Genomic DNA, 23,173 nt, shown 5'->3' with positions numbered 1-23,173 from the left:
AAACGGAGATATTCCCCATGGCATTGGTGGATGTGTTGGTCCCGGATATCGGGGACTTCAAGGACGTGGCGGTGATCGAGGTGCTGGTCAAGCCCGGTGACACGGTGCAAGCCGAGCAGAGCCTGATCACGGTGGAGAGCGACAAGGCCTCCATGGAGATCCCCTCGTCGCACGCCGGCGTGGTCAAGGAACTGCTCACCAAGATCGGCGACAAGGTGAGCGAAGGCTCGCTGGTGATGCGCGTGGAGACCGGCGCGGCCGCAGCCGCCGCCCCGGCGCCGGCGCCCGCGGCGCCGGCCGTGGCGCAGCAGCCCGCACCCTCCGCGGCGCCCACGCCCGCGGCCGCGGCCCCCGCGCCGGCCGCCGGCGGCGGCCGGATCGAGGTGAAGGTGCCCGACATCGGCGACTTCAAGGACGTCGCCGTGATCGAGGTCTTCGTCAAGCCCGGCGACCAGGTCAAGGTCGAGCAGAGCCTGATCACCGTGGAGTCCGACAAGGCCTCCATGGAGATCCCGTCCTCGCACGCCGGCACCGTCAAGGAAGTGCTGGTGAAGCTGGGCGACAAGGTCAACGAGGGCTCGCTGCTCGTGATCCTGGAGGGCGCCGGCGGCGCCGCCGCCCCGGCACCCGCGCCGGCTGCCGCGGCCCCGGCGGCGGCCGCACCGGCCCCGTCGTCGGCCACCGTGGTCGCGCCCGACCTGGCGCCTGCGGGCACGCGCACGTCGCCGACGGCGGCGCTGCCCGCGCACGAGCCCACGGCGCCCAAGGGCAACCTGCCGCACGCCTCGCCCTCGATCCGGCTGCAGGCCCGCGCGCTGGGCGTGCCGCTGGAAGAGGTCAAGGGCAGTGGCCCCAAGGGCCGCATCACCCAGGACGACCTGCAGAACTTCGTCAAGGCCGTGATGGCCGGCACGGCGCAGACCAAGGCGGCCGCCGCCAAGGCGCCCGCCGCGGCCGCCGGCGGCGCCTTCCCGGGCCTGCTGCCCTGGCCGCAGGTGGACTTCGCCAAGTTCGGCCCCGTCGAGCGCAAGGACCTATCGCGCATCAAGAAGATCAGCGGTGCCAACCTGCACCGCAACTGGGTCGTGATCCCCCACGTCACGAACCACGACGATGCCGACATCACCGAGCTCGAAGCCTTCCGCGTGCAGCTCAACAAGGAGAACGAGAAGTCCGGCGTCAAGGTGACGATGCTGGCCTTCCTGATCAAGGCCACCGTGGCCGCGCTCAAGAAGTTCCCCGAGTTCAACGCCTCGCTCGACGGCGACCAGGTGGTGCTCAAGCAGTACTTCCACATCGGCTTCGCCGCCGACACGCCCAACGGCCTGGTGGTGCCGGTGATCAAGGACGCCGACAAGAAGGGCGTGCTGCAGATCAGCCAGGAGATGTCGGAGCTGGCCAAGAAGGCCCGCGACGGCAAGCTCGGCCCGGCTGACATGACCGGCGGCTGCTTCAGCATCTCCTCGCTGGGCGGCATCGGCGGGCGCTACTTCACGCCCATCATCAACGCGCCGGAAGTGGCGATCCTGGGCGTGTGCAAGAGCACGATGGAACCGAAGTGGGACGGCAAGCAGTTCGTGCCGCGCCTGACGCTGCCGCTGTCGCTGTCGTGGGACCACCGCGCCGTGGACGGTGCCGCCGCCGCGCGCTTCAACGCGTACCTGTGCCAGATCCTGGCGGACTTCCGCCGCGTGCTGCTGTAAAGGAACCGACGACATGGCACTGATCGAAGTCAAGGTTCCCGACATCGGCGATTTCAAGGACGTCGCGGTCATCGAGGTGCTGGTCAAGCCCGGCGACACGGTGAAGGAGGAGCAAAGCCTCATCACCGTGGAGTCGGACAAGGCCTCCATGGAGATCCCGTCCTCGCACGCCGGCACCGTCAAGGAGCTCAAGGTCAATCTGGGCGACAAGGTCAGCGAAGGCTCGCTGATCCTGATGCTGGAGGCCGAGGGCGCCGCCGCCGGGGCACCGGCCGCCGCCGCACCGGCCCCGGCGCAGCCGACTGCGCCCGAGTCCTACTCCAAGGGACAGGAGCAAGCCTTCCCGAAGGCGGCGCCCGTGGCGCCCGCTCCCAATGCCGCCACCTTCTCCGGCACGGCCGACCTCGAGTGCGACATGCTCGTGCTCGGTGCCGGCCCGGGCGGCTACTCCGCCGCCTTCCGCGCCGCCGACTTGGGGCTGAAGGTGGTCCTGGTCGAGCGCTACGCCACCCTGGGCGGCGTGTGCCTGAACGTGGGCTGCATCCCGTCCAAGGCCTTGCTGCACGTCGCCGCGGTGATGGACGAGGTCAAGCACTTCGCCGACCTGGGCGTCACCTTCGCCGAGCCGACGGTGGACATCGACAAGATGCGCGCCCACAAGTCCAAGGTCGTGGGCAAGCTCACCGGCGGCCTGGGCGCGATGGCCAAGATGCGCAAGGTCACCATCGTGCGTGGCTACGGCAACTTCGTGGACCCGCACCACGTCAAGGTGCTGGAAACCGGCGGCGAGGGCCAGGAGCGCACCGGCGGCGAGAAGGTCATCCGCTTCAAGAACTGCATCATCGCCGCCGGCTCGCAGGCGGTGCGGCTGCCGTTCCTGCCCGATGACCCGCGCATCGTGGACAGCACCGGGGCGCTGCAGCTGCGCCAGCAGCCCAAGAAGATGCTGGTCGTCGGCGGCGGCATCATCGGCCTGGAGATGGGCACCGTGTACTCCACGCTGGGCGCACGCCTGGACGTGGTGGAGATGCTCGACGGCCTGATGCAGGGCGCCGATCGCGACCTCGTCAAGGTGTGGCAGAAGATGAACGCCCCTCGCTTCGACAACATCATGTTGAAGACGAAGACGGTGGGCGCCGAAGCCACGGCCGACGGCATCCGGGTGCAGTTCGAGGGGCTGGACGGCGCCAAGAGCGAAGGGATGTACGACCTCGTGCTGCAGGCCGTGGGCCGCACGCCCAACGGCAAGAAGATCGGCGCCGAGAACGCCGGCGTGGTGGTGACCGACCGCGGCTTCATCCCGGTGGACGTGCAGATGCGCACTAACGTGCCGCACATCTTCGCCATCGGCGACATCGTCGGCCAGCCCATGCTGGCGCACAAGGCGGTGCACGAGGCGCACGTGGCGGCCGAGGTGGCTTCGGGCGACGAGCATGCGCGCTTCGATGCGCGGGTGATCCCCAGCGTGGCCTATACCGACCCCGAGGTGGCCTGGGTGGGCCTGACCGAGGACGAGGCCAAGCAGCGTGGCGTCAAGGTGAAGAAGGGCCTGTTCCCCTGGACGGCCTCCGGCCGCGCCATCGCCAACGGCCGCGACGAGGGTTTCACGAAGCTCCTCTTCGATGCCGAGACGCACCGCATCCTGGGCGGCGGCATCGTCGGCACGCATGCCGGCGACATGATCGGCGAGATCGCGCTGGCCATCGAGATGGGCGCGGACGAGGTGGACATCGGCAAGACCATCCACCCGCACCCGACGCTGGGCGAGAGCATCGGCATGGCTGCGGAAGTGGCCCACGGCACCTGCACGGACCTGCCGCCGCAGAAGCGCTGAGCGACGACAGTCCCGCGCCACACCGGCGCGGGGCCGTTACGGCTCACCATGAAAAACGCGCCGTCATTGCGGCGCGTTTTTCATGCACAGCAGGGCGCGTGCCCGCGCCCACCGCTTATTCGATATCTGCGGTATGCAGCCCGAACTGGCCGTGCTTGCGGTCCTCGAAATAGCGCTTGAGCGTCTCGCGCACGGTGCGGAAGGCGATCTGGTCCCAGGGGATGTCGGCCTCGCTGAACAGGCGCGCCTCGATGGTCTCGGGGCCGGGGTCGAAGGTGGTGTCCTGCAGTTGGGCCAGGTAATACAGGTGGACCTGGCCGACCTGGCGCACGTTCATGACGCTGAACAGCGGCCCGAGCTCGATATGGGCGCCGGCTTCTTCGGCCGTCTCGCGCAGCGCGCCCTGGGAAGTGGTTTCGCCCAGCTCCATGAAGCCCGCCGGCAGCGTCCAGAAGCCGCGCCTGGGCTCGATGTTGCGCAGGCACAGCAGCACCTGGTCGTTCCAGGTCGGCAGGGTGCCGACGACGTTGAGCGGGTTCTCGTAGTGGATGCGGCTGCAGGCCGGACACACCGCGCGTTCCCGGTTGTCATCAGGTGGAATGCGGTATTGCACATGGCTACCGCAGGCGGGGCAGTGCTGGATCCTGCTGCGCTCGGACAAAAGCATAGGCTGAGTTTAGCGTGGCCCTCCGAGGCCCCGGGCGTGGTGCAGGGTTCACGCCATGCCCGAACGCGCTCGCGCAGGTTTATGCTGCGCTGCGTCAATCCCGCAATCTCGCAGTTACGTTAGACGTCAGACATGCAGCTGTACAACTACTTCCGCTCCTCAGCCTCGTACCGCGTGCGCATTGCGCTGGCCCTCAAGGGCCTGGCCTATGAATACAAGCCGGTGCATCTGGCCAAGAGCGAGCAGTTCGGCGAGTCCTACGGCGCCGTGTCGGCATCGCGGCTGGTGCCGCTGCTCAAGGATGGCGATGCGACGCTGACGCAGTCGATGGCCATCATCGAGTACCTCGACGAGACCCACCCGCAGCCCCCGCTGCTGCCGGCCGATCCGCTCGGGCGCGCCCGCGTGCGGGCCCTGGCGCAGGACATCGCCTGCGAGATCCACCCGCTCAACAACCTGCGCGTGCTGCGCTACCTGGTGCGCTCGCTCAAGGTCGGCGAGGAAGAAAAGAACCGCTGGTACCGGCACTGGGTCGAAACCGGGCTGGAGACGGTGGAGCGCCAGCTCGCGAACCATCCCGCCACCGGCCGCTTCTGCCATGGCGACACGCCGACCCTGGCCGACTGCGTGCTGGTGCCGCAGATCTTCAACGCCCAGCGTTTCGAATGCCGCCTCGATCACGTGCCCACCGTGATGCGCGTGTTCGAGACCTGCATGCAGCTCGACGCCTTCTCCAAGACGCAGCCCTCCGCTTGCCCCGATGCCGAGTGAGGCCCTGCAGGGCGTGATGAGGCCGCAGTGGCCGGCGCCGGCCAATGTGAGCGCGCTCATGAGCACGCGCGCCGGCGGCGTCAGCGCCGCACCCTGGCACAGCTGCAACCTGGGTGACGCGGTGGGGGATGACCCGGCCGCCGTGGCCGAGAACCGGGCCCGCTTCACGGCGGCCCTGGGCGCCGTGCCGGCCTGGCTGCGCCAGGTGCACGGCACGCGGGTGTTGCGGGTGAGCCTGGCGGATGCGCGGGCCACGGCGCAAGTGCCGCCCGAGGCCGACGCCGCCGTCACCAGCGAGCGCGGCGTGGCCTGCGTGGTGCAGGTCGCGGACTGCCTGCCGGTGCTGTTTGCCGCCCTCAATGGCCGCACCGTGGGCGCCGCGCATGCGGGCTGGCGCGGGCTGGCCGGCGGGGTGCTGGAGAACACGCTGTCCGAGCTGTGCGCGGCGGCGCAATGCGCGCCGCAGGACGTGGTGGCCTGGCTGGGGCCCTGCATCGGCCCGGCGCAGTTCGAGGTGGGCGCCGACGTGCTGCGCGGCTTCGGCGTCGATCCGGCCGCGGGTGATCCGGCCTTCGTGTCACGGCCTCGCGATGACGGCAGTGCGCGCTGGCTGGCCGACCTGCCGGCGCTGGCGCGGCGGCGGCTCGAAATGGCAGGTCTGCGTCAGATCAGCGGCGGACAGTGGTGCACGGCAGCGGATGCTTCAAGGTTCTTTTCGTTCCGGCGCGACCGGGTCACCGGACGGCAGGCTGCCGCGGTCTGGCTCGGCTAGCGCCTCGGCGCGCCGGCGCGCCTGGCGCCGTGCCGGCGTGCCCATGAGGTACAGCACGATGGACAGCGGCAGCACGCCATACAGCAGGAAGGTGAAGACGGCCCCCAGCACCGTGCCGCTGGGCGCCATGGCCTCGGCCACGGCCATCATCAACACCACGTACAGCCATCCCAGAGCCACCAAGTACATAGGACAAACCCGCGCTTACGCAGAATGACGTATTTCGTAGAATGAAAACAGTTGTCATGATGCGGTAAGACGCGGGGCCTACAACGCTACACAGCAGCGGTTTTCGTGAAAAAAGTCCTGAGGAGACGAGCATGACACTCAACCCCATTCCCACGTTGCAGCAGTTTGGCGACAACGCTTCGGCACTGAGCGCAGCCATCTCGGACGCCCTGCGCACCATGTCCGGGCTGAACCTGCCGGTGCAGGCCATGACCAAGCTGCAGGGCGAATACCTCAATCAGGCGACCGCGCTGTGGAACCAGACCCTGGGCCGCCTGCAGCCCGATGGCCAGGCGCAGCCGACGCAGCTGGGTGACCGCCGGTTCTCGGCCGAGGACTGGGCCAAGAACCCGGCCGCCTCCTACTTGGCGCAGGTGTACCTGCTCAATGCCCGCACGCTGATGCAGATGGCCGAGTCCATCGAGGGCGATGCCAAGGCCAAGGCGCGAGTCCGCTTCGCGGTGCAGCAGTGGATCGACGCCGCGAGCCCAAGCAACTTCCTGGCGCTCAATCCCGAGGCGCAGCGCAAGGCGCTGGAGACCAAGGGCGAAAGCATCACGCAGGGCCTGCAGCAGCTTTGGCACGACATCCGGCAGGGCCATGTGTCGCAGACCGACGAGAGCGTGTTCGAGGTGGGCAAGAACGTCGCCACCACCGAGGGCACCGTGGTCTACGAGAACGAGCTGTTCCAGCTGCTGGAGTACAAGCCGCTGACGGATAAGGTGTTCGAGAAGCCCTTCCTGTTCGTGCCGCCGTGCATCAACAAGTACTACATCCTGGACCTGCAGCCCGACAACAGCGTGATCCGCTACACCGTGGCGCAGGGCCACCGCGTGTTCGTGGTCAGCTGGCGCAACCCGGACGCCTCCATTGCCGGCAAGACCTGGGACGACTACGTGGAGCGGGGCGTGATCCGCGCCATCCGCGTGGTGCAGCAGATCAGCGGCAAGGAGCAGCTCAATGCGCTGGGCTTCTGCGTGGGCGGCACCATCTTGTCCACCGCGCTGGCGGTGCTGGCCGCGCGCGGCGAGCAGCCCGCGGCCAGCGTCACGCTGCTGACCACGCTGCTGGACTTCAGCAACACCGGGGTGCTGGACCTGTTCATCGACGAGGCCGGCGTGCGGCTGCGCGAGATGACCATCGGCGAGAAGGCGCCCAACGGCCCGGGGCTGCTGGGCGGCAAGGAGCTGGCCACCACCTTCAGCTTCCTGCGCCCCAACGACCTGGTGTGGAACTACGTGGTGGGCAACTATCTCAAGGGCGAGGCGCCGCCGCCCTTCGACCTGCTGTACTGGAACTCCGACAGCACCAACCTGCCCGGGCCCATGTTCTGCTGGTACTTGCGCAATACCTACCTGGAGAACAAGCTGCGCATCCCGGGCGCCCTGAGCGTGTGCGGCGAGAAGGTGGACCTCTCGCGCATCGAGGCACCGGTGTACATCTACGGCTCGCGCGAGGACCACATCGTGCCCTGGGAATCCGCCTACGCCAGCACCCAGCTCCTTTCGGGGCCCAAGCGCTATGTGCTGGGCGCCTCGGGCCACATCGCCGGCGTGATCAACCCGCCGCAGAAGAAGAAGCGCAGCTACTGGACCAACGAGCAGCTCGCGGGCGACCCCGCCAAGTGGCTGGAGTCGGCCACCGAGCACCCGGGCAGCTGGTGGAGCGACTGGAGCGACTGGCTCAAGCCCCATGGTGGCAAGGAGGTTGCCGCGCCCAAGGCGCAGGGCAACAAGAGCTACAAGCCCATTGAGCCCGCCCCCGGGCGCTACGTGAAGCAGAAGGCCTGAGCCGCGGGAGCAGCGCCGTTTTTTACCCCGACCTTGACAAAGAGGAGATAAGCATGACCGACATCGTCATCGTCGCCGCAGCCCGCACCGCCGTGGGCAAGTTCGGCGGCACGCTGGCCAAGACCCCGGCTCCGGAGCTGGGCGCCGTGGTCATCCAGGCCCTGCTGGAGAAGACGGGCGTCAAGCCCGACCAGATCGGTGAAGTCATCATGGGCCAGGTGCTGGCCGCCGGCGCGGGCCAGAACCCCGCGCGCCAGGCGATGATGAAGGCGGGCATCGCCAAGGAGACGCCGGCGCTGACCATCAACGCCGTGTGCGGCTCCGGCCTCAAGGCCGTGATGCTGGCCGCGCAGGCCGTCGCCTGGGGCGACAGCGACATCGTCATCGCCGGCGGCCAGGAGAACATGAGCGCCAGCCCGCACGTGCTGATGGGCAGCCGCGACGGCCAGCGCATGGGCGACTGGAAGATGGTCGACACCATGATCAACGACGGCCTGTGGGACGTGTACAACAAGTACCACATGGGCATCACGGCCGAGAACGTGGCCAAGCAGTACGAGATCAGCCGCGAGCAGCAGGACGCCCTGGCCCTGGCCAGCCAGCAGAAGGCCACCGCCGCGCAGGAAGCCGGCCGCTTCAAGGATGAGATCGTTCCGGTCTCGATCCCGCAGCGCAAGGGTGACCCGCTGGTGTTCGACACCGACGAGTTCATCAACAAGAAGACCAACGCCGAAGCCCTGGCCGGCCTGCGCCCCGCCTTCGACAAGGCCGGCAGCGTGACCGCGGGCAACGCCTCGGGCATCAACGACGGTGCCGCCGCCGTGATGGTGATGTCGGCGGCCAAGGCGCAGCAGCTGGGCCTCAAGCCGCTGGCGCGCATCAAGAGCTTCGGCACCAGCGGCCTGGACCCGGCCACCATGGGCATGGGCCCGGTGCCGGCCTCGCGCAAGGCGCTGGAGCGCGCCGGCTGGCAAGTCGGTGACGTGGACCTGTTCGAGCTCAATGAAGCCTTCGCCGCGCAGGCCTGCGCCGTGAACAAGGAACTGGGCGTGGACCCGGCCAAGGTCAACGTCAACGGCGGCGCCATCGCCATCGGCCACCCCATCGGCGCCTCGGGCTGCCGCGTGCTGGTGACGCTGCTGCACGAGATGCAGCGCCGCGACGCCAAGAAGGGCCTGGCCGCGCTGTGCATCGGCGGCGGCATGGGCGTGGCGCTGGCCGTCGAGCGCTGAGCAAGGCAGCGGGGGCGCCGGCCGGCGCCCCCGATCCGGCGTCCCGCGGCGGGCGCCGGACACTGGATTCAAGCAAACCACCAAGGGCCTGAGACAGCCCTCTGAAGGAGAGAGAGATGGCACAAAAACTGGCTTACGTGACTGGCGGCATGGGTGGCATCGGCACCTCGATGTGCCAGCGCCTGCACAAGGACGGCTTCAAGGTCATCGCTGGCTGCGGCCCGAGCCGTGACTACCAGAAGTGGCTGGATGAGCAGAAGGCGCTGGGCTACACCTTCTACGCCTCGGTGGGCAACGTGGCCGACTGGGACTCCACCGTGGCCGCCTTCGAGAAGGTCAAGGCCGAGCACGGCACCGTGGACGTGCTGGTCAACAACGCCGGCATCACGCGCGACGGCCAGTTCCGCAAGATGAGCAAGGCCGATTGGCAGGCCGTGATGTCCACCAACCTCGACAGCATGTTCAACGTCACCAAGCAGGTGATCGACGGCATGCTCGACAAGGGCTGGGGCCGCATCATCAACATCTCGTCCGTCAACGGCGAGAAGGGCCAGTTCGGCCAGACCAACTACTCCGCCGCCAAGGCCGGCATGCACGGCTTCACGATGGCGCTGGCGCAGGAAGTGGCGGCCAAGGGCGTGACGGTCAACACCGTGAGCCCCGGCTACATCGCCACCGACATGGTCAAGGCCATCCGCCAGGACGTGCTGGACAAGATCATCGCCACCATCCCCATCAAGCGCCTGGGCACGCCCGAGGAGATCGCCTCCATCGTGGCCTGGCTGGCCGGCGAGGAGTCGGGCTTCACCACCGGCGCCGACTTCAGCTGCAACGGCGGCCTGCACATGGGTTGACCCTTGCCATGGTCCGTGCGGCCCATTCGCGGCCGTGTGGCCTCAGGCAAACGAAGGCCGCGCACCGCGCGGCCTTTTTTCATGCCTCACCCGGCACGGTGCCGGGCAGGGGAGGCGTCAGGCAGCGAGCGTCGCCTGCGGCGCCATGGCCGCGGCCAGCCGGTTGGCCGCGCTGATCACGGCCCAGACCGAGGCGGTGACGATGTTGTCGCTCAGGCCCACGCCGAAGCGCGTCCCGGCCGTACCGGGTGCGCTGGCCTCGACGATGGCCAGCGCCTGGGCATCGGCCCCCGTGCCGGTGGCGCGCTCCTCATAAGCCTCGATGCGCAGCGGCAGGCCCAGCGCATCGACCGTGGCGGCGATCGGGCCATTGCCCTGGCCGCTCAGCGTCCGGTGCTCGCCGTCCATCAGCACGGTCAGCTCGACGCGCCGCCCGCCGTCCTCCAGCCGGTGCTCCAGGTAGCGGATAGCCTCATCGCCGCGGCCCAGGCCTTGGAAATAGGTGTGCTGGAACAGCGCCCACAACTCGCCGCCCGACATTTCCTTTTCGCAGGCGTCGGCGTGGCGTTGCACCACGCCGCTGAATTCGACCTGCATGCGCCGCGGCAGGACGATGCCCCGTTCACGCTCCAGCAAGAAGGCAATACCCCCCTTGCCGGACTGGCTGTTGACCCGGATCACGCCGTCATAGGTGCGGCCCAGATCGGCGGGGTCGATGGGCAAATACGGCACTTCCCAATGAGTATCGGGGCGTTGCGCCGCAAGTCCTTTCCTGATCGCGTCCTGGTGCGAGCCGGAAAATGCCGTGAATACCAGGTCGCCGGCATAAGGGTGCCGGGGATGCACCGGAATGGCGGTGCATTCCTCGGCGATGCGCACCACGCCATTGATGTCCAGAAAATCCAGGCCGGGGTGGATGCCCTGGGTATAGAGATTCAGCGCCAACGTCACGATATCCACGTTGCCGCAGCGCTCGCCATTGCCGAACAGGCAACCCTCCACGCGGTCGGCGCCGGCCATCAGGGCCAATTCGGCCGACGCCACCGCGCTGCCCCGGTCATTGTGCGGATGTACCGAAAGAACGATGTGTTCACGCGGCGCGAGATGCCGGTGCATCCATTCGATCTGGTCGGCAAACACATTGGGTGTGGCATTCTCGACCGTGGTGGGCAGATTGATGATGATTTTCCGGTCCTCAGAAACTCCCCAAGCTTCAATGGCCGTCTGGCAGGCCTGCAGTGAAACCTCCAGTTCCGTGAGATTGAAGGTTTCCGGGGAATACTGCAGCACCCATTGGGTTTGCGGACATGCGTCGGTGAGCCGCCGCAGACAGGCCACATGGTGCCGGACGAGCGCCATGACCTCGGCCACGCTCATGCCGAACACGATGCGCCGCCAGGCCGGCGCGGTGGCGTTGTAGAGGTGCACGATGGCACGGCGCGCCCCGCGCAGCGCCTCGACGGTGCGGGCGATCAGGTCCTCGCGTGCCTGTGTCATGACCATGAGGGTCACGTCCTCGGGAATCAGGCCCTCGTCGATGAGCTTGCGCGTGAAATCGAAGTCGATTTGCGAGGCGGCCGGAAACCCGATCTCGATTTCCTTGAAGCCGATGCGCACCAGCTCCTGGAACAGTTTCAGCTTGCGCTCCCCGTTCATGGGTTCGAACAGGGACTGGTTGCCGTCGCGCAGGTCGGTGGAGAGCCAGACCGGGGCGCTGGAAATGGTGCGGCTCGGCCACTGCCGGTTCGGAAGAGATACGGGTGTGAAAGGGCGGTATTTGGCCGCGGGATTCTTCAGCATGAGGGCTCCACGAACGTTTTTTCGGCGCCGGCCCATAGGGCAGTAGGCACCGGTGTCAATGCGAAATGACGGAAAACCGAATTCCCCTGCAGCGCCTGATCGATATCAGGGCTGGTTCGTGGGCCGGGGTGGGGGGATTCGGGTGGCGGTGCGCTCAACGCGCCGGCAAGACATGCACGAGCCAACCCCGGCCAGGCGACAGGCCTAGGTCCAGGGTTAGCGAGAAAGTGGCGTGCATGCCCAAATGCTAGCAGATACTTTTCAGGTGTCCGGCGTGATCGGTGGCGCCGATTTCACTCATTCCACAATGCCGGCCATGAAATACTTGATCACGCCCTTGGCCGCGAAGCCCAGCAAACCAAAGCCCAAGGCCAGGAACAGAATGAAGGTGCCCAGCTTGCCCGCCTTCGACTCGCGCGCGAGCTGGAAGATGATGAACACCATGTAAAGCATGAAGGCCGTGACACCGACGGTCAGGCCCCATTGGGCAAAGTTTTCCTCGTTGAATTCGAACATCGTGATTTTCTTCTGATCGCTGCGCCGGGCGGCTCCCTCCGCCGCCCGCCGGGCCAGGGCAGCCCGCAGCGTTACAAGGCATCAGGCCGTCATGGCAGCTCCGGCCAGAGGGAGGTGTCCACCAGGTCGCGGTAGGCATGCCAGCTCGCATGCGCCAGCCACGGCACCACCACGATCAGCCCCAGCAGCAGGGTTGCCATGCCCAGCAGCGTCAGGCTCATGATCAGCGCCGCCCACAGCGCCAGCGGCAGCGGGTGCTCCATCACCACGCGCCAGCTGGTCAGCACCGCCACCAGCACGCCGACCTTGCGGTCGAGCAGCATGGGCATCGCCACGACGGAGGAGGCGAACACCGGCGCCGCCAGCACGCCGCCCAGCAGCAGCCAGGCCTGGAACAGCCGGCTCTCGCCGGAGAGCACCACGTGCAGCAGGAAATCCGTCGGCGTGCGCACCGGCGCGGGCGAGAAGGTGAGGATGAACGACGTGGAGGTCATCACCCACCCCGTGCCGGCAAAGGCCAGCAGCATCCCGAACACGATCAGCCGCCCGTCGTTGGGCTTCCAGGCCTGCAGCGCGGTGCGCAGCGTGGCCGGCTGCCGGCGCTGCAGCGCGCGGCTGACGGCGTACAGCCCCGTGGCCAGCAGCGGCGCCACCAGCAGGAAGCCGGAGAAAGCGCCGGCCAGCAGCCAGAAATGCTCGCGCGCCAGCACCGTTAGCACCGCGCCGAACAGCGCGATGGCCACGCCGTGCACCAGCCCCGGCCATGGCGCTCGCCGCAGGTCGCGCCAGCCGGCCGCCAGCCAGCCCAGCGGGCGCAGCAGGGGAATGGGCCGCACGCCGAAGCGGCGGGATTGCTCTATGGCGGGCTCGGAGGTTCGCATGCGTCGAGAGGCGACTGTCGCCGAAGTGGGGACGCCCCACTTTAAGCCGCCTCAAGGCTGCGCCAGCAGCTCTCGCGCGGCGGCTTGCAGGCTTTCGTCGCCGCCGTCGCGCAGTTCCAGCCGCGGCGCCTGCGCCAAGTGGCGGAAATGCCGGTCCATGGAGCGCAGGTACAGCGGGTCGTAGTGCTCGCGCATGAGCTCGGCGAAGACCTCGGCCCAGTCGCCCGCGCGCGCCATGCCCTGCCAGCGGTGCACGGTGTCGTGCCCGCGCAGCTCCACCAGGCCGTCGATGAGGCGGCAGAAGCGCTCGGGGTCGGCGGCAAAGAAGCCGTACTCCTGCAGCAGCAGCTCCACCCGCGCGGCCTCGCTCATTTCCACCACGGTGCAGCGGCCGTGCTCGCGCAGCCGGGTGATGAGCGCATCGGGCACGCGCACGTTGCCCACCTTCTGGCTCTCGCTCTCCACGAACACCGGCCGGGCCGGGTCGAGCCCGCGCAGCGCCTGCCACAGCAGGGTGTCGAAGCGCTTCTGCGGCGGCTGCGGCTGGTTGGGCAGGCCGCCCAGCACCGAGCCGCGGTGGCAGGCGAGGGCTTCCAGGTCCAGCACCTGCGCTCCTTGCGCGCGCAGCGCCTGCAGCAGCCGCGTCTTGCCGCTGCCCGTGCGCCCGGCCAGCACGCGGAAATCGAAGGCTTCGGGCAGGCGCTCCAGGTCGTCGCGCACGATGGCGCGGAAGGCCTTGTAGCCGCCGGCGAGCTGGTAGGTGCGAAAGCCGATCTGCGACAGGAACCAGGCCAGGCTGCCGGAGCGCTGGCCGCCGCGCCAGCAATACACCAGCGGGCGCCATTCGCGCGGCTTGTCGGCCACATGCTGTTCGATGTGCTGGGCGACGTTGCGCGCCACCAGCGCCGCGCCCACCTTGCGGGCGTGCAGCGCCGAGACCTGCTTGTAGAGCGTGCCCACCAGGCGGCGCTCGCCGTCATCGAGCACGGGCCAGTTCAGGGCGCCGGGCAGGAAATCCTCGGCGTATTCGCCGGGCGAGCGCGCGTCGATGACGCCGTCGTACTCGGCCAGCCGCTCCACGGCCTCGCGGGCCTCCACGATGGTCAGGGACATGGGGTTTGAAAACTCGTCGGTTCTGGCGTTCGCGCCGCGCGGCTCGAAGCGCCACGAGGCTTCGACCGGCCCGGCGCGAACGAGGTTTCAGTGGGGCAGCGGTGCGGCGGCGTCGAGCAGTTCGCTCTCGATCTGCAGCTGCTTGCGCGGGCTCTGCAGCTCGGGGCCGTCCACCAGGAACGTGTCTTCCACGCGCTCGCCCAGGGTGCTGATCTTGGCCAGCTGCAGGTTGATGTGGTGCGCCGCCAGCACGCGGGCCAGGGCGTACAGCAGCCCGGAGCGGTCGCTGGTGCTCACCGACAGCAGCCAGTGCTGCGCGCGCTCGTCCGGGCGCAGCGACACGCGCGGCATGACCGGGAAGGACTTCACCCGGCGCGACACCCGGCCGCGGCTGGGCTCGGGCAGCGGGCCGCTGGCGCGCAGCGCCGCGGTCAGCTGCGTCTCCACCAGCGCCGTGAGGTCGCGGTAGCTGGCCGAGCCGGGCTCGTCCAGGCGCGGGTGCACGACCTGGAAGGTGTCCAGCGCGTAGCCGCTGCGCGTGGTGTGGACCTTGGCGTCCTGGATGTTGAAGCCCGCGCCGTCGAAGTAGCCGCACAGCCGCGCGAACAGGTCGGCGCGGTCGGGCGCGTAGACCAGCACCTGCAGCCCCTCGCCGATGGGGGAGGGCCGCGCCCGCACCACCGGATCGGCGCTGCCGACGTAGCGCCACAGCGCGCGCGCATGCCAGGCGATCTCGGCGGCGTCGTGGCGCGCGAAGTAGCTCACTTCCAGCGTCTTCCACAGCGGTCCTTCGGTGCCGGGCAGCTGCGAGGCCAGCGCCAGCAGCGAGCGCGCCTCGGCCTTGCGGGCCTCGATCTCGGCCTCCTGGCTGGGCTTGGCGCCGCCCAGGGCGCGCAGCGCCAGGCGGTACAGGTCCTCCAGCAGCTTGCCCTTCCAGGCGTTCCAGACCTTGGGCCCGGTGCCGCGGATGTCGGCCACGGTGAGCAGGTACAGCGCGGTGAGCGTGCGCTCGTCGCGCACCTTGGCCGTGAAGGCCAGGATCACCTCGGGGTCGGAGAGGTCCTCCTTCTGCGCCGTGCGGCTCATGCTCAGGTGCTCGGCCACCAGGAACTCGCACAGCTGCGCGTCTTCCCTGGGCACGCCATGGTCACGGCAGAAGCGCCTCACCTCGGCCGCGCCCAGCTGGGAGTGGTCGCCGCCACGGCCCTTGGCCACGTCGTGGAACAGGGCGGCGATGTAGAGCACCCAGGGCCGCTCGAACTGCAGCGCCAGCTGCGAGCAGAACGGGTACTCGTGCGCATGCTCGGGCATGAAGAAGCGCCGCACGTTGCGCAGCACCATCAGGATGTGCTGGTCCACGGTGTAGACGTGGAACAGGTCGTGCTGCATCTGGCCCACGATCTTGCGGAACACCCACAGGTAGCGCCCCAGCACCGAGCTCTGGTTCATGAGCCTGAAGGTGCGCGTCTGCCCTTCGGGCGCCTGCAGGATCTGCAGGAAGGTGGCGCGGTTGACCGGGTCGCGCCGGAAGTTGCCGTCCATCAGCGCGCGCGCGTTGTAGAGCGCGCGCCAGGTGCGCGCCGACAGGCCCTTGACGCCCACGTTGCGCTGAAACACCAGGAAGGTCTGCAGGATGGCGTGCGGGTCGCGGTCGTAGAGATCGTCGCTGGCGACTTCCAGCATGCCCGCGCGCTCCAGGAAGCGCTCGTCGATGGGACGCATGGGCGCATCGCGCGAGCCCTGGATCTGCTCTTCCATGTTGAGCAGCACGATCTGGTTGAGCTGCACCACGGCCTTGGCGGCCCAGTAGTAGCGCCGCATCAAGGATTCCGATGCGCGCTGCGTGCGCGTGCCGCGGTGCCCGAAGCTCTCGGCCACGGCGGTCTGCAGATCGAACACCAGCCGGTCCTCGCGCCGCCCCGCCACCAGGTGCAGCCGCGCGCGGATGAGCTTCAAGGTGCCCTCGTTGCGCTGCAGCTGCAGCGCCTCGAAGGGCGTGAGCAGCCCGTTGGCGGCCATGGCGCGCCAGGTCTTGCCCAGCCCGGCGGCCAGCGCCACCCAGCGCAGCACCTGCAGGTCGCGCAGGCCGCCGGGGCTTTCCTTGCAGTTGGGCTCCAGCGCGTAGGGCGTGTCCTCGTACTTGACGTGGCGCTGGCGCATCTCCAGCGTCTTGGCGCGCAGGAAGGCCTTGGGGTCCACCGAGTCTTCGGCCGCCTTGCGGAACTCCGCGAAGAGCTTGCGCGGGCCGGTGAGCAGGCGCGACTCCAGCAGCGCGGTCTGGATGGTCACGTCGCGCTGCGCCTCGGCCACGCACTCATCGAGCGTGCGCACCGAGGAGCCGATCTCCAGCCCGATGTCCCAGCACGCGGTGATGAACTGCTCGATGGCCGAGCGCAGCGCCTGCTGCAGCTCGCCGTCCGGGCCATCGGGCGGCTGCTCGCACAGCGTCCAGCCGTTGGGCAGCAGCAGCAGCACGTCCACGTCGGAGTAGGGAAAGAGCTCCCCGCGCCCGTAGCCGCCCACGGCCACCAGCGCGGCTTCCGGGGGCAGGCCGCAGTGCTGCCACAGCGCCGCCAGGGTGGCGTCCACGTGGCGCGCCAGGCCGCGCAGCAGCCGCGTGGTCGCCGGCACGCTGGGCCGCGTGTCGCGGAAGGCGTCGATCAGCGCGGCCTTGCCGCTGCGGAACTGCTGGCGCAGCGCCGCCAGGTCGCCTGGCGGCGGGCTCAACTGGGCAGACATGGACGCCTCCTTCGTGCGCGCGTCAGGCCGCCGCGGCGGCCTGCAGCACGAAGGCGGGCGGCGGCGGCGAGCCGGCGGACAGCGTCAGGATCTCGTAGCCGGTCTCGGTCACCAGCACCGTGTGCTCCCACTGCGCGGAGAGCGAGCGGTCCTTGGTGACGATGGTCCAGCCGTCGTAGCGGCCGCCCTTGCGGTCTTCCTTGATCTCGCGCTTGCCGGCGTTGACCATGGGCTCGATGGTGAAGACCATGCCCGGCACCAGCTCCTCCAGCGTGCCCGGGCGGCCGTAGTGCAGCACCTGCGGCTCCTCGTGGAACTTGCGCCCGATGCCGTGGCCGCAGAACTCGCGCACGATGGAAAAGCCCTGGCCCTCGGCGAAGGTCTGGATGGCATGGCCGATGTCGCCCAGCCGCGCGCCGGGCCGCACCTTCTGGATGCCCTTCCACATCGCCTCGTAGGTGATGGTGCACAGCCGCCGCGCGGCGATGCTGGCGTCGCCGACGATGTACATGCGGCTGGTGTCGCCATGCCAGCCGTCCTTGATGACGGTGACATCGATGTTGACGATGTCGCCCGACTTGAGCGCACGGTCGTTGGGGATGCCGTGGCACACCTGCTCGTTGATCGAGGTGCACACCGACTTGGGATAGGGTGGGTAGCCGGAGGGCTGGTAGTTCAGCGGCGCGGGGATGGCCTGCTGCACGTTCACGATGTGGTCATGGGCCAGCTTGTCGAGCTCGGCGGTGGTGATGCCAGGACGCACATGGGGCGTGAGCATGTCCAGCACCTCGGACGCGAGACGGCCGGCGACGCGCATGCCTTCGACATCGGCTGCGCTCTTGATGGTGATCGTCATGGAGGGGGATTATCTCACCCCCCTCTAAAATCACGGGTTTTGCACATACATGCCGCCCTGCTGCGCGCATGTGCAGTCTTCCTGACGCGAGCTCCCCAGCGTGACCAGCAAACACCTGTTTTCCTTCGAGGGCGGCAATGCCCTGTCGTCCTTCCGCGCCCAGGCGCTGCTGCAGCGGCTGCAGGCCATCAGCCCCCGCATCACCGGCGTGAGCGCGCGCTACGTGCACTGGGCCTGGGCCGATGCGCCGCTGTCGGACGAGGCCCACGGCAAGCTGGCCGCGCTGCTGGACTACGGCAGCCCCTACGCCGGCGAGGCCGCCGGCGCGCTGGTGGTGGTGATGCCGCGCCTGGGCACCGTCTCGCCCTGGGCCTCCAAGGCCACCGACATCGCGCACAACTGCGGCCTCTTGCTGCACCGCGTGGAGCGCGTCACGGAGTACCGCCTCACGCTCAAGAGCGGGCTGCTGGGCGGCGTGAAGGCCCTGGAGCCGCGCGAGCTGCAGGAAGCGGCGCTGCTGCTGCACGACCGCATGACCGAAAGCGTGGCCTTCGAGCGCGAGGCCGCGGCGCACCTGTTCGATGAGCGCCAGGCCGAGCCGCTGGCGCACGTGGACGTGCTCGGCCGCGGCCGCGCCGCGCTGGAGCAGGCCAACACCGAGTTCGGCCTGGCGCTGTCCGAGGACGAGATCGACTACCTGGTCAACGCCTTCACCGGCCTGCAGCGCAACCCCAGCGACGTCGAGCTGATGATGTTCGCGCAGGCCAACTCCGAGCACTGCCGCCACAAGATCTTCAACGCGGAATTCATCATCGACGGCGAGCCGCAGCCGCTGTCGATGTTCGGGATGATCCGCAACACCGAGAAGACCAACCCGCAGCACAGCATCGTCGCCTACAGCGACAACGCCGCCGTGATGGAAGGCGGCCCCGTCGAGCGCTGGCTGCCCGAAGGCTTCACGAATGCCCCGCGCTACGGCGCGCGCCAGGAAACGGCGCATGTGCTGATGAAGGTGGAGACGCACAACCACCCGACGGCCATCTCTCCCTTCCCGGGCGCCTCCACCGGCGCGGGCGGCGAGATCCGCGACGAGGGCGCCACCGGCCGCGGCGCGCGGCCCAAGGCGGGCCTCACGGGCTTCTCGGTGTCGAACCTGCACCTGCCCGGCACCAATGAGCCCTGGGAGCAGGACCCGGTCGGCAAGCCCGAGCACATCGCCAGTGCCCTGCAGATCATGACCGAGGGCCCGCTGGGCGGCGCCGCGTTCAACAACGAGTTCGGCCGGCCCGCCCTGGGCGGCTACTTCCGCGTCTACGAGCAGACCGTGGACGGCGTGCGCCGCGGCTACCACAAGCCCATCATGATCGCCGGCGGCCTGGGCGCCATCAGCGACGGCCAGACCCACAAGCTCCCGTTCGGCGCCGGCACGCTGCTGGTGCAGCTCGGCGGCCCGGGCATGCGCATCGGCATGGGCGGCGGCGCCGCCAGCTCCATGGCCGCGGGCACCAACACCGCCGCGCTGGACTTCGACTCGGTGCAACGCGGCAACCCGGAGATCGAGCGTCGGGCCCAGGAGGTCATCAACCACTGCTGGGCGCTGGGCGAGAACAACCCGATCCTGGCCATCCACGACGTGGGCGCGGGCGGCATCTCCAACGCCTTCCCGGAACTCGTGGATGGTGCAGGGAAGGGCGCGACCTTCGACCTGCGCAAGGTGCCGCTGGAGGAATCCGGCCTGGCCCCGAAGGAGATCTGGTGCAACGAGAGCCAGGAGCGCTACGTCCTGGCGCTGAACCCGGACCTGCTGCCCCTCTTCGAGCAGATGTGTGAGCGCGAGCGCTGCCCCTTCGCCATCGTCGGCGTCACCACCGACGACCGTGAGCTGATCCTGGAGGACGGCCCCGGCGGCGAGCGCGCCATCGACATGCCCATGGACGTGCTGCTGGGCAAGCCGCCCAAGATGCAGCGCAACGTGCAGCGCGTGCAGCGTCAGGGCGCGCCGCTGGACCTCTCCAACGCCACGCTGGAGCAGGCCGCCTTCGACGTGCTGCGGCATCCGACGGTCGCCTCCAAGCGCTTCCTGATCACCATCGGCGACCGCACCGTGGGCGGCCTGTCGCACCGCGACCAGATGGTCGGCCCCTGGCAGGTGCCGGTGGCCGACTGCGCCGTGACGCTGGCCGACTACGCCGGCCTGCGCGGCGAAGCCATGAGCATGGGCGAGCGCACGCCGCTGGCCGCCCTCGACGCGCCGGCCTCGGGCCGCATGGCCGTGGCCGAGGCGGTGCTGAACCTGCTGGCCGCGCCCATCGAGCTGGAGCGCGTGAAGCTGAGCTGCAACTGGATGGCCGCCTGCGGCGAGCCCGGCGAGGACGCCGCGCTGTACGACACCGTCAAGGCCGTGGGCATGGAGATCTGCCCGCAGCTGGGCATCGGCGTGCCCGTGGGCAAGGACAGCCTGTCCATGCGCACGCGCTGGAGCGATGCCGGCGGCGCCAAGCAGGTGGTGGCGCCGGTGTCGCTGATCGTGTCGGCCTTCGCCACGCTGGACGACGTGCGGGGCACGCTCACGCCGCAGCTGCAGGACGGCGACAGCACGCTGATCCTGGTTGACCTGGCCGAGGGCCAGACCCGCATGGGCGGCTCGATCCTGGCGCAGACGCTGCAGCAGTTCGGCGACGCCGTGCCCGACCTGGACCAGCCCGAGCAGCTCAAGGCGCTGGTGCAGGCCGTGAACCGGCTGCGCGCCGAGGGCAAGCTGCTGGCGTACCACGACCGCAGCGACGGCGGCCTGTGGGCCGCGGCCTGCGAGATGGCCTTCGCCGGCCACCGTGGCGTCAGCCTCAACGTGGACCTGCTGGTCACCGAGGGTGACGGCATCAGTGACAGCCGCGCCGACCATGGCGACGCCAAGAACTGGGCCACGCACGTGAGCGCGCGCCGCAACGAGCTCACGCTCAAGGCGCTGTTCAACGAGGAGCCCGGCGTGCTGCTGCAGGTGCGCCGCAGCGAGCGCGACGCCGTCATCGCCGTGCTGCGCGAGTTCGGCCTGAGCCGCCACAGCCACGTGGTGGGCACGCCCAACGACCGCGGCGTCATGGAAGTGTGGCGCGACACCAAGGCCGTGTTCTCCGCGCCGCTGCGCGACCTGCACCAGGCCTGGGACGAAGTGAGCTGGCGCATCGCCCAGCAGCGCGACAACCCGGCTTGCGCCGACGCCGAGCATGCCGCCGCCGGCGCGCAGGACGACCCGGGCCTGCACCTGCACCTGAGCTTCGACCCCCAGGAGGACATTGCCGCGCCGTTCCTGAACCTGGACGTGCAGCCCAAGGTGGCGATCCTGCGCGAGCAGGGCGTGAACTCGCAGGTGGAGATGAGCTACGCGGTGGCGCACGCCGGCTTCGAGAGCTACGACGTGCACATGAGCGACCTGCTGGCCGGCCGCACCCGGCTGGACCAGTACCAGGGCTTCATCGCCTGCGGCGGCTTCAGCTACGGCGACACGCTGGGCGCGGGGGAGGGCTGGGCGCGGACCATCATGTTCCACCCGGAGCTGGCCGAGCAGTTCGCCGCCTTCTTCGGGCGTGGTGAAACCTTCGCGCTGGGCGTGTGCAACGGCTGCCAGATGCTGGCGGCGCTGGCGCCGATCATCCCGGGCGCGCAGGCCTGGCCCAAGTTCACGCGCAACAAGAGCGAGCAGTTCGAGGCGCGGCTGAGCCTGGTGGAGGTGCTGGACAGCCCGTCGGTCTTCCTGCAGGGCATGGCCGGCAGCCGGCTGCCCATCGCCGTCTCGCACGGCGAGGGCTACGCCGACTTCTCGCAGCGCGGCGACGCCGCCGCGGTGGTGCGCGCCATGCGCTTCGTGGACCACCACGGCCAGCCCACCGAGCAGTACCCCTTCAACCCCAACGGCAGCCCCGGCGGCCTGACGGCGGTGACCACGGCCGACGGCCGCTTCACGGCGCTGATGCCGCACCCGGAGCGCGTGTTCCGCAATGCGCAGATGAGCTGGAGCGGCGCCGGCGTGGAGGGCGTCAGCCCCTGGATGCGCATGTTCCGCAACGCGCGCAAGTGGGTGGGCTGACAGAAATTCCACGGAGTCCGAGGGCGTCCGAATTCCGTTCGGGCTGAGCCCTTCGACCGGGCTCAGGACAGGCTTGTCGAAGCCCTGCAGGCGATGCGAGCGCCTGCCCTTCGACAGGCTCAGGGCGAACGGGGAAGGTTCCGTTCGGTGTGCTTTTGGGCCAGCCACAATGGCGCTTCGAGCCACCGCCGGAGCCGCCATGAACGAGCCATCTTCGCCTGCCGTGCAGGCCGTGCGCCCCGACCGCGAGGTGATGAGCACGCAACGGCTGCCGTACTTCACCGGCATCTCGGGCCGGACGGTGGGCGCCACCGGGCTGGCGATGCACCTGGTGGTGATCCCGCCCGGCGCCGCGTCGCAGCCGCATGTACACCTGGGCTACGAGACCGGCATCTACGTGCTGGAAGGCCGCGTCGAGACGCGCTGGGGCGAGCGGCTGCAGCACTCGGTGGTGAGCGAGGCGGGCGAGTTCCTGTTCGTGCCGCCGGGCGTGCCGCACCAGGCGATCAACCTCAGCGCCACTGAAGCCGCGCGCGCCGTGGTGGCGCGCAACGACCCGGCCGAGGCCGACAAGGTGCAACCCTGGCCGCCCGCCGCATCCTGATGAACGACATGGACGCCCATACCGACACCGATACCGACCGCCGCCTGGAAGCGCTGGAGATCAAGGCCAGCTTCGCCGACGACCTGCTGGAAGAGCTCAACCGCACGGTGGCGCGCCAGCAGCTGCAGATCCAGCACCTGCAGCAGCAGCTGCGGGCGTTGCAGGAGCAACTGCCCGCCGCCGGCACCACGCGCAGCCTGCACGACGAGCTGCCGCCGCATTACTGAGCTGAGCCGGCTGGTTCCGCGGCTGCATGTGCCGGCGGGGCGCCTGCGCGGCCGTTCGGCGAGGCAATGAACTCAATGCCGGTCGGCACGCGGCGCCCGGGTCGAGGTGCCGGCGGCTGAGCTGGTGTCGCTGCCGCCACTCATGCCGGTGCCGCCCGTCCCGCTGCCGGTGGTCGAGTTGGCGGACCCGCTGGCCGTGTCGCGGTTCGTGCCGGGCGTGAGCGCGTCAGCGGTGGCGTTGCCGGCCTGGCGCGCCTTGTCGGCGGCCGATTCGCCGGTGCGGGTCACGGTGGCGGTGTCGGAGCGCGGCACGGCCTCTTTCATCGCTTCCCGGGCCTCGGAGGGCGTCACGCCCACCGTGCTGTCCGGCGTGGTCGTGGTCGAGCTTTGCGCGAAGGACGCGGCCGACAGGGCGCTCAGGGCGACGGCCAGAAGGAGCTTGCGGTGCTGAGACATGAGGGTGTCCTTGGTGGTTGGGTGTCAGTCCGCTTCGGCAACCGCC

At 69.2% G+C, this 23,173-nt stretch carries 19 protein-coding genes; 10 read left to right on the top strand and 9 right to left on the bottom strand.

The window, feature by feature from the left end; all coding sequences use genetic code 11:
• The first annotated feature begins 17 nt into the window (after window positions 1–17).
• Complete coding sequence (gene aceF, locus HHL10_RS06040; RefSeq protein WP_169159448.1) at window positions 18–1,703, top strand: dihydrolipoyllysine-residue acetyltransferase; 1,686 nt, start codon at window positions 18–20, stop codon at window positions 1,701–1,703.
• A 13-nt stretch (window positions 1,704–1,716) separates the two neighbouring features.
• A complete protein-coding gene (lpdA, locus tag HHL10_RS06035) occupies window positions 1,717–3,537 on the top strand; it encodes a dihydrolipoyl dehydrogenase (RefSeq protein ID WP_169159447.1) in 1,821 nt (606 codons plus the stop codon).
• Window positions 3,538–3,652: 115 nt separating this feature from the next.
• Here lpdA and HHL10_RS06030 read toward each other — a convergent pair whose 3' ends face one another.
• The gene (locus tag HHL10_RS06030; RefSeq protein ID WP_205832928.1) at window positions 3,653–4,204 is read right to left on the bottom strand and encodes an NUDIX hydrolase; all 552 of its coding nucleotides are present in this window, start codon (window positions 4,202–4,204) and stop codon (window positions 3,653–3,655) included.
• Window positions 4,205–4,336: 132 nt separating this feature from the next.
• Between HHL10_RS06030 and maiA the strand changes: the two genes are divergently transcribed.
• Both maiA and pgeF read left to right on the top strand, forming a co-directional pair.
• On the top strand, window positions 4,337–4,975 hold the full coding sequence (gene maiA / locus HHL10_RS06025) for a maleylacetoacetate isomerase (protein ID WP_169159446.1): 639 nt from the start codon (window positions 4,337–4,339) through the stop codon (window positions 4,973–4,975).
• 58 nt (window positions 4,976–5,033) lie between these two features.
• The gene (pgeF, locus tag HHL10_RS06020) at window positions 5,034–5,747 is read left to right on the top strand and encodes a peptidoglycan editing factor PgeF (protein ID WP_235971123.1); all 714 of its coding nucleotides are present in this window, start codon (window positions 5,034–5,036) and stop codon (window positions 5,745–5,747) included.
• Here pgeF and HHL10_RS06015 read toward each other — a convergent pair.
• Window positions 5,679–5,936, bottom strand: a complete 258-nt coding sequence (locus HHL10_RS06015) for a hypothetical protein (protein WP_169159444.1) — start codon at window positions 5,934–5,936, stop codon at window positions 5,679–5,681. The genes pgeF and HHL10_RS06015 overlap by 69 nt on opposite strands.
• Before the next feature lie 131 nt (window positions 5,937–6,067).
• Between HHL10_RS06015 and HHL10_RS06010 the strand changes: the two genes are divergently transcribed.
• From HHL10_RS06010 to phbB, 3 genes are all read left to right on the top strand, one after another.
• Window positions 6,068–7,765 carry a PHA/PHB synthase family protein gene (locus HHL10_RS06010; RefSeq protein WP_169159443.1) on the top strand — a complete coding sequence of 566 codons (1,698 nt, stop codon included), beginning with the start codon at window positions 6,068–6,070 and terminating at the stop codon, window positions 7,763–7,765.
• A 53-nt stretch (window positions 7,766–7,818) separates the two neighbouring features.
• Complete coding sequence (locus HHL10_RS06005) at window positions 7,819–8,997, top strand: acetyl-CoA C-acetyltransferase (RefSeq protein ID WP_169159442.1); 1,179 nt, start codon at window positions 7,819–7,821, stop codon at window positions 8,995–8,997.
• A gap of 116 nt (window positions 8,998–9,113) precedes the next feature.
• Complete coding sequence (gene phbB, locus HHL10_RS06000) at window positions 9,114–9,851, top strand: acetoacetyl-CoA reductase (protein ID WP_169159441.1); 738 nt, start codon at window positions 9,114–9,116, stop codon at window positions 9,849–9,851.
• 117 nt (window positions 9,852–9,968) lie between these two features.
• On the opposite strand, the gene leuA is transcribed toward phbB, so the two are convergent.
• The 6 genes from leuA to map all read right to left on the bottom strand — a co-directional run bounded on the left by leuA (window position 9,969) and on the right by map (window position 17,756).
• The gene (gene leuA, locus HHL10_RS05995) at window positions 9,969–11,651 is read right to left on the bottom strand and encodes a 2-isopropylmalate synthase (RefSeq protein ID WP_169159440.1); all 1,683 of its coding nucleotides are present in this window, start codon (window positions 11,649–11,651) and stop codon (window positions 9,969–9,971) included.
• A gap of 297 nt (window positions 11,652–11,948) precedes the next feature.
• A complete protein-coding gene (locus tag HHL10_RS05990; protein ID WP_169159439.1) occupies window positions 11,949–12,167 on the bottom strand; it encodes a DUF2788 domain-containing protein in 219 nt (72 codons plus the stop codon).
• Between the two features lie 89 nt (window positions 12,168–12,256).
• Window positions 12,257–13,048, bottom strand: a complete 792-nt coding sequence (locus HHL10_RS05985; RefSeq protein ID WP_169159438.1) for a DUF2189 domain-containing protein — start codon at window positions 13,046–13,048, stop codon at window positions 12,257–12,259.
• Between the two features lie 51 nt (window positions 13,049–13,099).
• Window positions 13,100–14,161, bottom strand: coding sequence for a tRNA 2-selenouridine(34) synthase MnmH (gene mnmH, locus HHL10_RS05980; protein WP_169159437.1), 1,062 nt, complete (start codon window positions 14,159–14,161; stop codon window positions 13,100–13,102).
• Window positions 14,162–14,248: 87 nt separating this feature from the next.
• Window positions 14,249–16,900, bottom strand: coding sequence for a [protein-PII] uridylyltransferase (locus HHL10_RS05975; RefSeq protein WP_169159436.1), 2,652 nt, complete (start codon window positions 16,898–16,900; stop codon window positions 14,249–14,251).
• Between the two features lie 22 nt (window positions 16,901–16,922).
• Window positions 16,923–17,756 carry a type I methionyl aminopeptidase gene (map, locus tag HHL10_RS05970; protein ID WP_169159435.1) on the bottom strand — a complete coding sequence of 278 codons (834 nt, stop codon included), beginning with the start codon at window positions 17,754–17,756 and terminating at the stop codon, window positions 16,923–16,925.
• A gap of 100 nt (window positions 17,757–17,856) precedes the next feature.
• Between map and purL the strand changes: the two genes are divergently transcribed.
• From purL to HHL10_RS05955, 3 genes are all read left to right on the top strand, one after another.
• Window positions 17,857–21,840 carry a phosphoribosylformylglycinamidine synthase gene (gene purL, locus HHL10_RS05965; RefSeq protein ID WP_169159434.1) on the top strand — a complete coding sequence of 1,328 codons (3,984 nt, stop codon included), beginning with the start codon at window positions 17,857–17,859 and terminating at the stop codon, window positions 21,838–21,840.
• 199 nt (window positions 21,841–22,039) lie between these two features.
• A complete protein-coding gene (locus tag HHL10_RS05960; RefSeq protein ID WP_169159433.1) occupies window positions 22,040–22,444 on the top strand; it encodes a cupin domain-containing protein in 405 nt (134 codons plus the stop codon).
• Window positions 22,444–22,671: a SlyX family protein gene (locus tag HHL10_RS05955; protein WP_235971122.1), complete on the top strand. Its 228-nt coding sequence runs from the start codon at window positions 22,444–22,446 to the stop codon at window positions 22,669–22,671. Before HHL10_RS05960 ends, HHL10_RS05955 begins: the two co-directional genes overlap by 1 nt.
• Before the next feature lie 72 nt (window positions 22,672–22,743).
• Here HHL10_RS05955 and HHL10_RS05950 read toward each other — a convergent pair whose 3' ends face one another.
• On the bottom strand, window positions 22,744–23,127 hold the full coding sequence (locus tag HHL10_RS05950; RefSeq protein ID WP_169159432.1) for a hypothetical protein: 384 nt from the start codon (window positions 23,125–23,127) through the stop codon (window positions 22,744–22,746).
• Between the last annotated feature and the right edge of the window lie 46 nt (window positions 23,128–23,173).

This window comes from Azohydromonas caseinilytica (genome assembly GCF_012927045.1).
In the GTDB taxonomy this organism is placed as follows: Bacteria; Pseudomonadota; Gammaproteobacteria; order Burkholderiales; family Burkholderiaceae_C; genus Azohydromonas; species Azohydromonas caseinilytica.
The sequence above is the reverse complement of the archived record's forward strand: the minus strand, read 5'-3'. Positions and strand labels throughout refer to the sequence as shown.